Source organism: Nocardioides sp. InS609-2 (assembly GCF_023208195.1).
Classification (GTDB): domain Bacteria; phylum Actinomycetota; class Actinomycetes; order Propionibacteriales; family Nocardioidaceae; genus Nocardioides.
The window spans coordinates 2081465-2095409 of the sequence record NZ_CP060034.1; the positions used below are offsets into that span (position 1 = coordinate 2081465).

The following is a 13945-nucleotide window of genomic DNA, read 5'->3' on the forward strand; positions in this document are numbered from 1 at the left end:
ATCAGCCGAGCGCGGCGGGCAGCGTGGCGGTCCAGGCCTCGCGCACGTCGGCCAGCGGGACGGTGAACTGGTCCTCGATGGACAGGTCGGTGCCACCGGTGCGGCCGAGGGGGGTGAGGGGTACGCCGTGGCGCTTGGCCAGGTCGACGAGCGCGTCGGCGTCGGCGTCGGACACCGTGACGACCACTCGGGCCGTGGACTCGCCGAACATGTCGACGAACGCGTCTCCGGGCAGTGCCACCGACGCGCCGATGTCGTGACGCAGCGCGGCCTCGACCAGCGTCTGCGCCAAGCCGCCGTCGGAGATGTCGTGGGCGCTGGTGAGCAGACCGACTCCCTCGGCCAGCAGCTCGGCCAGCGACCGTTCGGCGGACAGGTCGACGGCCGGCGGGAGACCGCCGAGGTGGCGGTGCACCACGTGCGCCCACTCGGAGCCCGACAGCTCTTCGCGGCTCTGACCCAGCAGGAAGATGCGCTCGCCCTCGGCAGCCCAGGCCGACGGCGTACGCCGCGTGACGTCGTCGATCACGCCGAGGACGGCCACCACCGGGGTGGGGAGGATCGGCGTCTCGCCGGTCTGGTTGTAGAGGCTGACGTTGCCGCCGGTGACCGGGATGCCGAGCTCGAGGCAGGCGTCCTTGAGACCGCGGCAGGCCTCGGCGAACTGCCACATGACGTCGGGGTCCTCGGGCGAGCCGAAGTTGAGGCAGTCGGAGATCGCGAGCGGCCGCGCTCCCCCGGTGGCGACGTTGCGGTAGGACTCGGCGAGCGCCAGCTGCGCGCCGGCGTACGGGTCGAGCTTCGCGAAGCGGCCGTTGCAGTCCGTCGAGACCGCGACCCCGAGGTTGGTGTCCTCGTCGACGCGGATCATGCCGCTGTCGGACGGCTGGGCGAGCACGGTGTTGCCTCGGACATAGCGGTCGAACTGGTCGGTGATCCAGGACTTGTCGCACAGGTTGGGGCTGGCGACGAGGCGGAGCAGGGTCTCGCGCAGTTCGTCCCCGGTCGAGGGTCGGGCCAGCATCTCGGCACCGTCGGCCTGGAGCGCGTCCTGCCACGACGGGCGGGCGAACGGACGGTTGTAGACAGGGCCCTCATGCGCGACGGTCTTGGGGTCGACGTCGACGATCGTCTCGCCGTGCCAGTCGATCACGAGCCTGCCGTCGCCGGTGACCACGCCGATGGTCGCTGCCTCGACGTCCCACTTGGCGCAGATAGCCATGAACCTCGGCTCGTCCTCCGGAGCGATGACGGCCATCATCCGCTCCTGGGACTCGCTCATCAGGATCTCTTCGGGCGCCAGGGTGGAGTCGCGCAGCGGCACCAGATCGAGCTCGACGTGCATGCCGCCGTCCCCGGCACTTGCCAGCTCGGAGGTGGCACAGGAGATGCCGGCGGCGCCGAAGTCCTGGATGCCGCGGACGATGCCGGAGGCGAAGAGCTCGAGGGTGCACTCGATGAGCAGCTTCTCCATGAACGGGTCGCCGACCTGGACGCTGGGCCGCTTGGCCGGGCCATCTTCCTCGAATTCGATGGACGCGAGGATCGAAGCGCCTCCGATGCCGTCGCCGCCGGTGCGAGAGCCGTACATGATCACAAGGTTTCCCGCACCCGAGGCTTTCGCGAGGTGGAGGTCCTCGTGGCGGAGCACCCCAACGCACAGGGCGTTGACGAGTGGGTTGCCGAGGTAGGACTCGTCGAAGACGGCCTCCCCGCCGATGTTGGGCAGGCCGAGCATGTTGCCGTAGCCACCCACGCCCGCGACGATCCCGGGCAGCACCCGGTGGGTGTCGTCGGCGTCGAGCGGGCCGAAGCGGAGCGGGTCCATCACGGCGACGGGACGGGCGCCCATGGCGAGGATGTCGCGGACGATGCCGCCGACGCCGGTCGCCGCGCCCTGGTAGGGCTCGACGTACGACGGGTGGTTGTGGCTCTCGACCTTGAACGTGACGGCGTAGCCCTGGCCGATGTCGATGACCCCGGCGTTCTCGCCGATGCCCGCGAGCATCTTGCCGACAGGCGTCTCCTGCGGGATCTCGCTGAACTGCTTGAGGTGCACCTTGCTCGACTTGTAGGAGCAGTGCTCGCTCCACATCACCGAGTACATCGCCAGCTCGCTGCTGGTCGGGCGCCGCCCGAGGATCGCGCGGATCGTGGAGTACTCGTCGGCCTTCAGCCCCAGGTCGGCCCAGGGCTGCTCGCGATCGGGGTCGGCTGCTGCGGCGGTGACGGTGTCGAGGCTGGACTGGTGCGGCACGGACGTCTCAGGCACGCGGTCAATCTACCGGCGCGACGGGCCGCACCGACCACCGCGTCAGCGGAGGAGACCGTCGGCGACGACCTCGAGCATCGGGCGTACGGCGGAGCGGTCGAGCTCGGCCTGGTCGGCGACCGCGGCGATGCCGCCCACGAGCCGCGCCACCTTCAGGGAGTCGACTCCCTCGCGCAGCGCGCCCTCGTCCTGCAGGCGGCTGATCACGCGCTCACCGGCGCCGCGCAGCACCTCGCACTTGGTGCGGATCGGGGAGTCCGGGTCGCCCATCGCCGAGGTGATCTTGGCCGGCCCACCCTTGTGCAGGCTGATCAGTACGACGTACTCGTCGAACCACGTCAGCAGTACGTCGCGCGGCGACCCCTCGTGGGCGACGGCCTTCTCGGCCGCCACCTCCACCCGGTCGACCCAACTCTGCATGATCGCATCGAGCAGGGCATCGCGGGTCGGGAAGTGGCGGTAGAGGGTGCCGGCGCCGACTCCCGCGCGCTTGGCGACGAGGTCGAGCGAGGCGTCGTACCCCTGCTCGCGGAAGACCTGACGAGCAACGTCGACGATGCGGTCGTAGTTGCGCTTCGCGTCGGAACGCACGAGATCTCCACGCCTTTCACTTGCTAAACGGAGAGCGTCTCCGTATTATTCTGGAGGAAGCGGAGTCATCCTCCGGATACACAGTACCTCGGCCTCTCCGGCCAGAACAGGACTTCCTCGATGTCCACCGACACAGTCACCACCTCCGACCGCGCCACCCGTGCGGCCACCCTCCACTCCTCCACCGAGCTCCCCACCGAGCTCCCCGACAACGCCGGCCGGGCTGCCGCCGGCATCGCCATCGTGCTGGTCGCCCAGCTGATGCTGATCCTCGACGCCACGGTCGTGAATGTCGCACTGCCGCACATCGCGGCCGACCTGTCCTTCGGGCCGGCGTCGTTGTCCTGGGTGCTCAACGCCTACACGCTGGCCTTCGGCGGCCTGCTGCTCCTCGGCGGCCGGCTCGGCGACGTCTTCGGCCGGCGCCGGATGTTCGAGGCCGGCATCGCCATCTTCACCGCCGCCTCGTTCATGGGCGGCCTCGCCCAGTCCGCCGACATGCTCGTCATGAGCCGGGCGGCCCAGGGGGTCGGCGCCGCACTGGCCGCGCCCGGTGTGCTCGCCCTGCTCACCACCAGCGCGCCCGACGAGGCGGCCCGCAACCGCGCACTGGCTCTCTTCGGCGCCGTCTCCTCCGGAGGCATGTCCCTCGGCCTCCTCCTCGGCGGGTTCCTCACCGACGTCGGCTCGTGGCGCTGGACCCTCATCATCAACGTGCCGATCGGGCTGGCCGTGCTGCTCCTGACGCGACGGTTCCTCGACGAGACCGCCCGTCGTCCGGGTCGCTTCGACCTGGTGGGCGCCGGTACGGCGACGCTCGGCGCGGTCGCGATCGTCTGGTCGCTCATCGGCGCGCCGGAGCAGGGCTGGACCTCCGCGCGCACGATCCTCGGGCTGGCGGTCGGCGCGGCCGCACTCGCCGTACTGGCCGTGACCGAACGACGGGTTCCGCACCCGATGCTGCGCCCCGAGCTGCTCCGCAGCCGGCCGCGGGTCGGCGCACTCGCCGTCATGGCCCTGGTCGTCGGCGGCCAGCTGTCGATGTTCTTCCTCGCGGTACAGCTCATCGAGGGTGAGCTGGGCTTCGGTCCGATGGCGACCGGCCTGGCCTTCCTGCCGCTGACCCTGGGCATCTTCGGGATGTCACGGGTGACCCCCAGGCTGCTGGGGCGCCTCGGAGCCACGCCGATGATCGTCACGGGGACGCTCGGACTGGCCGCCAGCTTTGCCTGGCTCAGCACCGTCGCCGCGGGCGACGGCTACATCGACGGTGTCTTCGGGCCGATGCTGCTCAACGGGCTCTCGGCCGGCCTGGTCTTCATGCCGCTCACCGCCACGGCGCTCGGTGGCGTCGAGCCGGAGCACGCCGGGTCGGCCTCCGGCCTGCTGCAGACGTTCCAGCAGCTCGGTGGCGCGATCGGCCTCGCCGTGGTGGTCTCCGTGTACGCCGCGGGGTCGGTGCCCGGTCAGTTCCTGCCGGGCGCCCAGGGGGCGTTCCTCACCTCCGCGACCTTCGCCGTCCTGGCCCTGGTGGCGACGCTCACGCTCATCCGCGGCCGTCGCGCCGGGTCCGCGTGAGCTCGCGCATGGTCGGCCGCCGCGGCGGCCGACCATGCGCGAGTTGCCACGAAGTCTGTGACGGAAGTGATGCGTGAGGTTATGGTGAGCCTGACCTCTTGACCCCCAGGCGGACCTTCCCCCGTCGTTGGAGCATCCCGATGCGCTTTCACGCCCGCCTGTTCTCCGTCGTTGCGCCCCTCGCCGGGCTGGTCCTGACCGCCGGCCTGCTGGCCGTCACCTCGACGCCGGCCCAGTCCGAGAACATCAAGTCCCAGGCCGCTCGCCGGGCCAACGTCGTCACCCCGGGTGACTTCACCGGCTACGGCTTCGACCAGTGTCTGGCGCCGGACCAGGCCAAGATGGACATCTGGCTGCAGCACTCGCCCTTCCTCGCGGCCGGGATCTACATCTCCGGTGACTCACGGGCCTGCCGGGACCAGCCGAACCTCAGCCCCACCTGGATCTCCACCCAGCTGGCCAACGGCTGGCGGCTGCTCCCGATCGCACTCGGTCCGCAGGCGTCGTGCCAGCCCCGGTTCCCGCGCTACAAGGACGACTTCAAGATCAACCCGAGCCCGGGCGCGAGCGGCACCTACTCCATCGCGCAGGGGCAGGGCTCGACCGAGGCCGACAAGAACATCGACGACGCCCTCGTGCTCGGCATCGCCCCGGGCAGCACGATCTGGTACGACCTCGAGGGCTTCGACCTCACCGACACGCAGTGCCGCGAGTCCGCGCTGCGCTTCATCCACGGCTGGACCACGCGCGTGACAGCGCGCGGCTTCGTGGCCGGCATGTATTCCAGCGCCGGCTCCGGCATCAAGATGATCGACGACGCCCGCGCGGAGCGACCCGGCCAGTTCACTCTGCCGTCGCGCATCTGGATCGCGCGCTGGGACGGCATCGCCAACACGTCCACGTCGTACATCCGCGAGGACGGCTGGCGGCCCGGCGGCCGGATGAAGCAGTACCTCGGCGGCCACAACGAGACGTGGGGCGGCGCCACGATCAACATCGACAGCAACTTCCTCGATCTCGGTCGCGGCTCCGTCGCCGACCCGGAGAGCTGGTGCGGTGGCCTCAAGACCAGCTTCTGGAGCTATCCGCGCCTGACTACCAAGAAGGCCAAGGTCAATCGCGTCAAGGTGCTCCAGTGCATGCTCGCCGCACGCAGCCTGTACGACGGCAAGGTCAACGGCCGCTACAACAAGCGCACCCGCAACGGCATCGCGCAGTGGCAGGCCGCTCGCGGCCGGAAGGCCGCCAAGGCGTTCACTCGCAGCCACTGGGTGTCACTGCTCGCGGAGGGCTCGGCGCCCGTGCTCAAGGTGGGCTCGGCCGGCGCCGACGTCTTCCGTCTCCAGCGCGCGCTCAACGCCACCGGGCGCGGCAAGCTCGCCGGCACCGGCGTCTACGACCAGAAGACGGAGTCGGCGGTGCGGGCGTACCAGAAGGCACGCCGCCTGTCGGTGACGGGTACGACGACCCCCGAGGTGTGGGCGGCCCTGGCTGCCGGTCGGAGGTAGCGCCAGGGTCAGCGGACGGCCACGCTGGCGAGTCGTCGGGAGATCCGATCGATCTCGGCGCGATCGACCACAGCGCCGGCATTGGCTCCGGCGATGCGGTCGAACAGGATCCCGTCGATGCACGCGACCAGCCAGTACGCCTGCTCGACAGGATCGCTGGCCCCGAGACCAGCTAGCACGCCCGCGATCCGTTCGCGGATGGCGACGCCGCCATGGTGCAGCACACGGGCGAGATCGGGTCGGCGTACCGCCTCCATCGACAGCTCGTAGCGGGCCAGGTGGCGCTGTCGATCCGTGCTCAGCCACCTGTACAGGACGTCGCCGAGCGCCTTCGCGAGCATCGCCTCGTCGCGCGAGGTCGCGAGCGGATGCATGACATCGAGGTCGGCGTGGTCCTGGTCGACGAGCTCGGTGACACACGCCTTCAGCAGCGCCAGGCGCGATCGGAAGTAGTACGACGTCGACCCCGTCGGCAGGCCCACTGCCGCATCAACCGCACGGTGGGTGAGCCCGCGTGCGCCTGCGGTCGCGAGCACGTGCAGCGCCGCACGGGCGATCACCTGTCTACGGTCCGGCCTCATGCGTTGGAACTCTACCGCCGTAGAGTTGCCGGCCGATCCTCTACACCCGTAGTGTCCACGTGGTGACCGCACAGGACCGTAGGACCGCCACCGTCGTGGGAGCAGGGATAGGCGGGCTCGCCAGCGCCCTGGCCCTGAAACGGCTCGGATGGGAGGTCGCCGTCCATGAGCGAGCACCACGCCTGGACCACGGTGGCGCCGGGCTGGTGCTCGCGCCCAACGCTGTCTGGGCACTGCGGTCCCTCGACCTCGCGGACGCCGTCGGTGCCCGGGCGACGGCACTCGAGGGGTCCGGCCTCCGGCGCCCCGACGGGACGTGGATCTCCCGGGTCGACGCAGAAGCAGTGGCGCACCGCACCGGCGCTCCCGCGCTCGGCGTCCTGCGTTCCGACCTGGTCGACGGGCTGGCCGGGGCACTGGGCCGCGAGCTGATCGAGCTCGGCTCGGAGATCACGGACGTGTCCGAGCTGGCCACCAACCTGGTCGTCGGCGCCGACGGCATCGGCTCCCACGTGCGCCGGTCGATGTGGCCGGACCACCCACCTCCCCGGTACGCCGGGTACGCCGCCTGGCGTGCGCTCGTCCCTCATCCCGATCCTGCGTCGTACGTCGCGAGCGAGACCTGGGGACGAGGCCAGCGCTTCGGGGTGGTGCCGGTCGGGCGCGACCAGGCCTACCTCTATGCCACCGCGAGCTGCGCCGAGGACGCCGACCACGGCAACTCCGTAGACGAGCTCAGGAGACGCTTCGGACGGTGGCACGCGCCGATCCCCACGCTGCTCGATGCCCTGGACGGCGCAACGGTTCTTCATCACGACGTGTACGACCTCCACCCATCGCTGACCGACCTGCACCACTCACCCGAGCAGGGGTCCACGGAGGTGGTCCTGGTCGGCGATGCCGCGCACGCCATGGAACCCAACCTCGGCCAGGGCGCCGGCACCGCCCTGGAGGACGCGGTCGTGCTGGCGCACTGCCTCGGCGAGAACGCCGACATCGCCACCGCCGTGATCCGCTACAGCCGGGCGAGAGTGCCACGGGTCGCAGCACTATCGCGACTCGCGCGCCGGATGGGCCGCGTGGCCCAGCTGGAACAGCCCATCCTCGTCTCCGCCCGCGACGCGCTGATCGCCCTCACCCCTGACCGCCTGGCCCGCAACGCAGCAGCCGGCGCCGCCGGCTGGCGCCCACCGAGACCCACCTCCCAGGAGCACCGATGAACCAAGAGCACACCACCAGCAGGACCACGCGGCTGACCTGCACAGCCGTCGCCGCCTGGGCGTTGCTCGTCACCGGAGTCGGTCACACCGTGCTCGTGGTGGTCTCAGCTGTCTCGGAGACTCCCCGGGACCAGCTCGACGTGCGCCAGGCCATGGTCGAGACGACGACCCGGGTGGCCGGGCTCGACCGCAGCCTCTGGCAGCTGTTCTCCGGGTTCAGCCTGGTGATGGCGTTGCTCCTCGTGGGCTTCGGAGCGCTGAACCTGCTGCTCGTGCGGCGTCATCCCGGCGTCCTCCTGGAGAGCCGGGTGGTGCTCTGGCTCGACCTGGCGGTGGTGCTCACAGCCCTGGGGATCGCGGTGCGACTGCTTCCCGCGCCTCCGATCGTGCTGCTCGGCCTGGCTGTCGTCGCCGTCGTCGTCGCGCTTTCGCGCCCTGACGCGTCCTTCGACGGCGCGCCGGCGGCTGTCCGGGACTGAGGCCTCAGTCGTCGACGATGTTGGCGGTCGGCCTCTCGTCTCCGTCACCCTCGCCCTCGCGGTCAGCCTTTCGGGCTTCGCGGGCCGCCTTGCGGGCCTCGCGGGCTGCCTTCCGCTCGGCGAGCGCCTTCTGCTTCGCCTCCCGCGCTTCGCGGACCTCGGCAGAGTCGGGGTCGCTCGGAGTGGCCTTGGCCGACTGCGCCCCGCGGAGGCCCGTACGGGAGCCGCCTGCGCCGGCCTTGCCCGCCAGCATCGCGCCACCTCCACGCCCTGCCGCGGCGCCGGCCATCGGCGCACCACCACCCATGGCTCCGGTGCCCGCCGTCGACTGCACGGGACCCTTGCGGGAGCTACGACCGGCGGCAATGAGCGCAGCGCCGGCCAGGCCAGCGCCACCCAGCGTCGGGGCGGTGAAGCTGACGTTGACCGGGGCGAGGGAACCGGCGCTGACGCCGCCCGCTGCCCCGGCCGCGCCGGCGGTGACGGAGCCTGAGCCGGAGCCGGAGCCGGAGCCGGACTGGGTCTCGCCCGCCACTGTGGTGGTCGCGGACGGGACGTAGTTCTCGGTGGCCACCCAGCCCACGACGTTGATGGCCTCGGGGCCCCGGGAGACCACCTCGGCCCATTGACGGGAGGTGCACTCGAACTCGGTCTTGGCCCGTCGCAACGTGTCGGCGTCGCCGTACAAGGTGTGGTCGAGGTCGCTGCGAATGGTCGCGGCGTTGGCCTCGGCCATCTTGATCTGGGTGTTCTGCTCGTCGGAGCCGGGGTTGAAGACGATCATCTGGTCGGGCCCGACTACCGCATGCGGGATCAGTGCGACGAACGACCACTCACGGTCGAGCCGGCGCTGCGCGGCGGTCAGGCTGCCGGACACCTTGACCAGTGCGTCGGAGATGTTCTCGGCCACCGCCGAGAGGCTGTCGAGGCTGCCGACCACCTGCTTGCGGTGGGCGTCGTAGCCCTCCGCGGAGACGGAGTCCCAGCCGCCGTTGAACGCCTTCTGGGCCGTGACCACCAGCTGGTCCGCCGCCGACGTCAACGCGGCGCTCATCTCGGCCCAGGTCTGGGCGGCCACGTCGAGCGCCGTGACGTCGGCGCGGAGCTGCCACAGGTTGGCGACCATCAGTGGCCGCCCTTCCCGTGACCGTTGCCGTGGCCCTTGCCGCTGCTCTTGCCGTCATCGGCGCCGCTGTCACGCACCGACAGGAACGCCTCGGTGGCTTTGTCATCGGCCTCGCGCGCGTCGTACGCCGCCTGCTCGAGCGCCTGTACGCCGTTCATCAGGACCTGCGAGAGCGACTTCACGACCTGGTCAGCGGCGGCGGTGGCGGTGTCGTAGGTGTCGGCGAGGGCGCCGGCCGCCGGGGAGTCACCGAGGGAGTCGTGCGCCACGGCGAGCGAGAGCTGGGCCTCGGCCCACTGGCTGGACAGCACCTGGGCAGCGGACTGCGACTGAGCGGCGAGCTTGACCAGCTCGTCGGGGTTGACCTCCATGCCACTCTCCCAAGCCGACGACAGGAAACCTTCGGTGCCTACCCAGGTCGGCAGGGGCCGAAACCTTCCGGTTTCAGGCGAAGGTGGCGACGGCGAGCCCCGTGAAGAACGCGAGCCCGTCGGTGCCGGGCCCGGTGAGGTCCTCGACCGCGTGCTCGGGGTGGGGCATCAGGCCGACGACGTTGCCGCGGTCGTTGGTGATGCCGGCGATGGCGCGCATCGACCCATTGGGGTTGTCGTCGAGGTAGCGCGCGACGACGAGGCCCTCGCCTTCGAGCCGGTCGAGGGTGGCGTCGTCGGCGACGTAGCCGCCCTCGCCGTTCTTGAGCACGATGGTCACCTCGGCGCCCTCGGCGTAGCCGCCGGTCCACGCGGTGCGGTTGTTCTCGATGCGCAGGCGCTGGTCACGGCAGGCGAACTTGCGGTGGTCGTTGCGGATCAGCGCGCCGGGCAGCAGGTGCGACTCGCACAGGATCTGGAAGCCGTTGCAGATGCCGAGCACCGGCAGGCCGCGGCCGGCCGCCTCGATGACCTCGGTCATCACCGGCGCGAACCGCGAGATGGCGCCACAGCGCAGGTAGTCGCCGTACGAGAAGCCACCGGGCAGCACCACGGCGTCGACGCCCTGCAGGTGGTGGTCTCCGTGCCAGAGGGCGATCGCCTCATGCCCACCGAGGCGTACGGCGCGCTGCGCGTCGGCATCGTCGAGTGACCCCGGGAAGGTGACGACACCGACCTTCACGCGACGGTCTCCTCGACGCGTACGGCGAAGTCCTCGATGACCGGGTTGGACAGCAGCGTCTCGGCCATCTTCTCGACCTCGGCGCGACGCTCGTCGGTGGCGTCACCGTCGATCTCGATCTCGAAACGCTTGCCCTGGCGCACATCGGCGACGCCGTCGAAGCCGAGCCGCGGCAGCGCGCCGAGGACGGCCTTGCCCTGCGGGTCGAGGATCTCGGGTTTGGGCATGACATCGACCACGTAGCGGGCCACTGGGACACTCCAAAGAGTTCGGGGGCTGATGCGTGAGCGAGTCTATCGACGGTCGGATCGGCTCCGCCGCTGCGCCCCCACGATCATCAGCGCCAGCCCGAGCCCGGCCACGATCGGGCCGACGACGGCTCACATCTCCTCGCCGGTCATCGGGCTGCCCTCGAGGTAGCCGAGTCCCTGGGCGGTCCACACCCCACCCATCAGCAGCAGCGCACCGCCGATCAGGACTAGCAGGATCGGCACGTCAGCTCAGCTCACGCTTGAGGATCTTGCCCGTCGCCGTCATCGGAAGGGCGTCGATGAACACGACCTCGCGGGGGTACTTGTACGCCGCCATCTGCTCCTTGCCCCACGCGACCAGCTCGTCCTCGGTCACCGAGGCGTTGGCGTTGAGCACGACGAACGCCTTGATCTCCTCGCCGTGGCTGTCATGGGGTACGCCGATCACGGCGGCCAGGCTGACGTCGTCGTGCGTCATCAGGACCTCCTCGATCTCACGCGGGTACACGTTGAAGCCGCCGCGGATGATCATGTCCTTGGACCGGTCGACGATGTAGTACCAGCCGTCGGCGTCGCGCCTGCCGAGGTCACCCGAGCGGAACCAGCCGTCCTGGATCGCGTCGTCGGTTGCCTCCGGGCGGTTGTAGTAGCCCTTCATGATGTTCGGGCCCTTGATCGCGATCTCGCCGAGCGCGTCGGGACCGTCCTCGACCTCGTCCCAGGTCTCCGGTGCCAGCAGCTTCATCTCGACGCCGGGGATCGGGACGCCGATGGAGCCGACCCGGACGTCCTCGCCGTACGGCGAGAAGCTCGCGACCGGCGAGGTCTCCGAGAGGCCGTAACCCTCGAGGATGGTGACGCCGAACCGCTTCTGGAAGTCCTTGTGCACCTCGACCGGGAGTGCCGACCCGCCGGCGGCGGCGATCCGGAGGTTGGCGGCCAGCGCCTGCACGTCCACGCCGGAGTCGTCGAGCGCACCGAGCAGACCCCAGTACATCGTGGGTACGCCGGCGAAGAAGGTCACCTTCTCCTTCGCCATCGTCTTGAGGGCGGCATCGGCCTCGAAGCGCGGCAGCATCACGACAGTGCCGCCGTAGGCGAAGCCGGCGTTCTGGATCACCGTCTGGCCGAAGGAGTGGAAGAGCGGCAGCACACACAAGAAGGTGTCGGGCTTCTCCGCGTCGGCGCCGAAGAGGTCCTTGGCCGCCAGCGCGTTGGACAGCATGTTCCGGTGCCGCAGCTCGGCGCCCTTGGGCTGACCGGTCGTCCCGGAGGTGTAGAGGATGACCGCCGTGTCGTCGTCGCCCACGGCGACCGTGTCGAACGTGGGCGGCTGGCCGTTCATGCCCTGCCCCAGGGTCTCGGTGCCGTCGATCGGCGACGCGGCGGCCGGGTCGACGGTGATCATGAAGAAGTGCTCGCAGCCGTCGGTCTGGGAGAAGCCCTCGTGCCCCGCCTCTCCGATCAGCAGCTCCTTGGTGCCTTCGAAGCAGAAGTAGGCCTTCGCCTCGGAGTCGGCCAGGTGATAGGCGACCTCGCGGCCCTTCAGCAGCACGTTGAGCGGCACCACTACCGCACCGGCCTTGAGGATGGCGAAGTAGACGATCGGGAAGTACGGCAGGTTCGCGCAGCTCAGAGCCACCTTGTCGCCCGGCTCGATGCCGCGCGAGACCAGCAGGTTGGCGACCTGGTTGGCGGCCCCGTTGACCTGGGCAAAGGTCAGCCGGGTGTCACCGAGGACCACCGCTTCGCGGTCGGCGTACTTGTCGGCTGAGTTCTCGAGCACTTTCGAGAGGTTGTCCACGGCTGTCTCCTCGGGTCGGCGTCGCTCTCGGAAACCTAGCCGCCCTGCCCGCGCGTGGACAGCACTCGCCCAGCCCTCTTGAGATCGGAGATGGCCACGCGACTCGCGACCCTGGCCGCGGCAGCGGCGGCGTACCGCATCAGGCCACCCGCCGACATCACGCCCTCCACCTCGATCCGACAGCCTCCAGTGCGTGCCTTGAAGCGCAGGACGAGCGTGCCGTCGATGCCGCCCATCCGGGCACTCTCGCCCAGGACGCGGTACGGGACGAGCTCGGTGATCTCGAGGTGTGCCCGCATCCCGATGACCGTGGTCTCGCTCCAGGAGAGCCCGAGTCGCGGCTCGGCGTCGCCGTCCTCGAGCTGTACCGACAGCAGCGACGACTGCCACTCGGGGCGGTTGCGCGGGTCGGCGAGATAGCGGAACACGACCTCTGGCGGGTGTGGCACGTCGACCACACCGGAGAAGCGCGACGCGCTCAGAACGACTCCCCGGTCAGCAGTTCGTACGCCGCGACGTAACGGGCACGGGTGAGCTCGACGACCTCATCGGGCAGAGGGGGCGGCACCAAGCCCGAAGCGCGGTCCCAGCCGGATGCCGGCGAGAGGAGCCAGTCACGCACGACCTGCTTGTCGTACGACGCCTGCGCGCGGCCAGGTTGCCAGTCAACGGCCGGCCAGAACCTGCTCGAGTCGGGCGTGAGCACCTCGTCGGCCAGCACAATGGTGTGGTCGGCCCGGCGGCCGAACTCGAACTTGGTGTCGGCCAGGATGATGCCGCGCTCCCGGGCGACGACCTCGGCGCGAGCGTAGACAGCGAGGGTGAGCATCCGCAGCTCGGCGGCGAAGTCGTCACCGATCTCCTCGACGACGGCCTCGTAGTCGACGTTCTCGTCGTGGTCGCCGAGCGCTGCCTTGGTGGCCGGCGTGAAGATCGGCTCGGGCAGCCGGGAGCCGTCCTGCAACCCGGCCGGGAGCGCGATGCCGCACACCTCACCGGTCCGCCGGTAGTCGAGCAGACCGGAGCCGGTGAGGTAGCCCCGCGCCACGCACTCGACCGGGAACATCGTGAGGTTCTCGCAGACGACGGCGCGGCCCGCAACCTCGGCCGGCACGTCGGTGGACAGCACGTGGTGGGGCACCAGGTGTGAGAGCTGGTCGAACCACCACAGGGACAGCGCCGTGAGGATCCGGCCCTTGTCCGGGATCTCCGTGTCGAGGATGTGGTCGAACGCGGAGATGCGGTCGGAGGCGACCATCAGCAGCGCGCCGGAGTGGCCGCCCTCGTCGACGACGTACAGGTCACGGACCTTGCCCGAGTGCAGGTGGGTGGCCCCTGCGATGGCCGGTGCTGGGGGCAGCGAGACGTCAGGCATGCCGAAACCATATCGACGCCGCGGGAGAAAGGGTCTGCCCGGAGGTT

At 70.2% G+C, this 13945-nt stretch carries 14 protein-coding genes; 4 read left to right on the forward strand and 10 right to left on the reverse strand.

Annotation, left to right across the window (positions count from 1 at the left end; all coding sequences use genetic code 11):
* Position 1: 1 nt before the first annotated feature.
* Complete coding sequence (gene purL, locus H4Q84_RS10920) at positions 2–2272, reverse strand: phosphoribosylformylglycinamidine synthase subunit PurL (protein ID WP_248583411.1); 2271 nt, start codon at positions 2270–2272, stop codon at positions 2–4.
* Between the two features lie 42 nt (positions 2273–2314).
* Positions 2315–2863, reverse strand: coding sequence for a TetR/AcrR family transcriptional regulator (locus H4Q84_RS10925; protein WP_248583412.1), 549 nt, complete (start codon positions 2861–2863; stop codon positions 2315–2317).
* Positions 2864–2983: 120 nt separating this feature from the next.
* Between H4Q84_RS10925 and H4Q84_RS10930 the strand changes: the two genes are divergently transcribed.
* Positions 2984–4441, forward strand: a complete 1458-nt coding sequence (locus tag H4Q84_RS10930) for an MFS transporter (RefSeq protein WP_248583413.1) — start codon at positions 2984–2986, stop codon at positions 4439–4441.
* A 140-nt stretch (positions 4442–4581) separates the two neighbouring features.
* A complete protein-coding gene (locus H4Q84_RS10935; RefSeq protein ID WP_248583414.1) occupies positions 4582–5949 on the forward strand; it encodes a glycoside hydrolase domain-containing protein in 1368 nt (455 codons plus the stop codon).
* Positions 5950–5957: 8 nt separating this feature from the next.
* Here the strand turns inward: H4Q84_RS10935 and H4Q84_RS10940 are convergent, their stop codons facing one another.
* Entirely contained in the window at positions 5958–6530 is a 573-nt protein-coding gene (locus H4Q84_RS10940; RefSeq protein ID WP_248583415.1) for a TetR family transcriptional regulator, read from the reverse strand.
* Positions 6531–6592: 62 nt separating this feature from the next.
* Here H4Q84_RS10940 and H4Q84_RS10945 point away from each other — a divergent pair, with 62 nt between their 5' ends.
* Positions 6593–7750, forward strand: coding sequence for an FAD-dependent monooxygenase (locus H4Q84_RS10945; protein ID WP_248583416.1), 1158 nt, complete (start codon positions 6593–6595; stop codon positions 7748–7750).
* The gene (locus H4Q84_RS10950) at positions 7747–8229 is read left to right on the forward strand and encodes a hypothetical protein (RefSeq protein ID WP_248583417.1); all 483 of its coding nucleotides are present in this window, start codon (positions 7747–7749) and stop codon (positions 8227–8229) included. Before H4Q84_RS10945 ends, H4Q84_RS10950 begins: the two co-directional genes overlap by 4 nt.
* A gap of 4 nt (positions 8230–8233) precedes the next feature.
* Here the strand turns inward: H4Q84_RS10950 and H4Q84_RS10955 are convergent, their stop codons facing one another.
* The 7 genes from H4Q84_RS10955 to H4Q84_RS10985 form a co-directional block, all read right to left on the reverse strand.
* Entirely contained in the window at positions 8234–9355 is a 1122-nt protein-coding gene (locus H4Q84_RS10955; protein WP_248583418.1) for a hypothetical protein, read from the reverse strand.
* Complete coding sequence (locus tag H4Q84_RS10960; protein ID WP_248583419.1) at positions 9355–9726, reverse strand: hypothetical protein; 372 nt, start codon at positions 9724–9726, stop codon at positions 9355–9357. Before H4Q84_RS10960 ends, H4Q84_RS10955 begins: the two co-directional genes overlap by 1 nt.
* Positions 9727–9799: 73 nt before the next feature.
* Positions 9800–10468: a phosphoribosylformylglycinamidine synthase subunit PurQ gene (gene purQ, locus H4Q84_RS10965; protein ID WP_248583420.1), complete on the reverse strand. Its 669-nt coding sequence runs from the start codon at positions 10466–10468 to the stop codon at positions 9800–9802.
* Complete coding sequence (gene purS / locus H4Q84_RS10970) at positions 10465–10719, reverse strand: phosphoribosylformylglycinamidine synthase subunit PurS (protein WP_248583421.1); 255 nt, start codon at positions 10717–10719, stop codon at positions 10465–10467. The genes purQ and purS overlap by 4 nt, the downstream gene beginning before the upstream one ends.
* A gap of 244 nt (positions 10720–10963) precedes the next feature.
* Positions 10964–12523, reverse strand: a complete 1560-nt coding sequence (locus tag H4Q84_RS10975) for a long-chain fatty acid--CoA ligase (RefSeq protein WP_248583422.1) — start codon at positions 12521–12523, stop codon at positions 10964–10966.
* Positions 12524–12558: 35 nt separating this feature from the next.
* Positions 12559–12981, reverse strand: coding sequence for an SRPBCC family protein (locus H4Q84_RS10980; RefSeq protein ID WP_282580331.1), 423 nt, complete (start codon positions 12979–12981; stop codon positions 12559–12561).
* 20 nt (positions 12982–13001) lie between these two features.
* Positions 13002–13898, reverse strand: coding sequence for a phosphoribosylaminoimidazolesuccinocarboxamide synthase (locus H4Q84_RS10985; protein WP_248583424.1), 897 nt, complete (start codon positions 13896–13898; stop codon positions 13002–13004).
* Positions 13899–13945 lie beyond the last annotated feature (47 nt).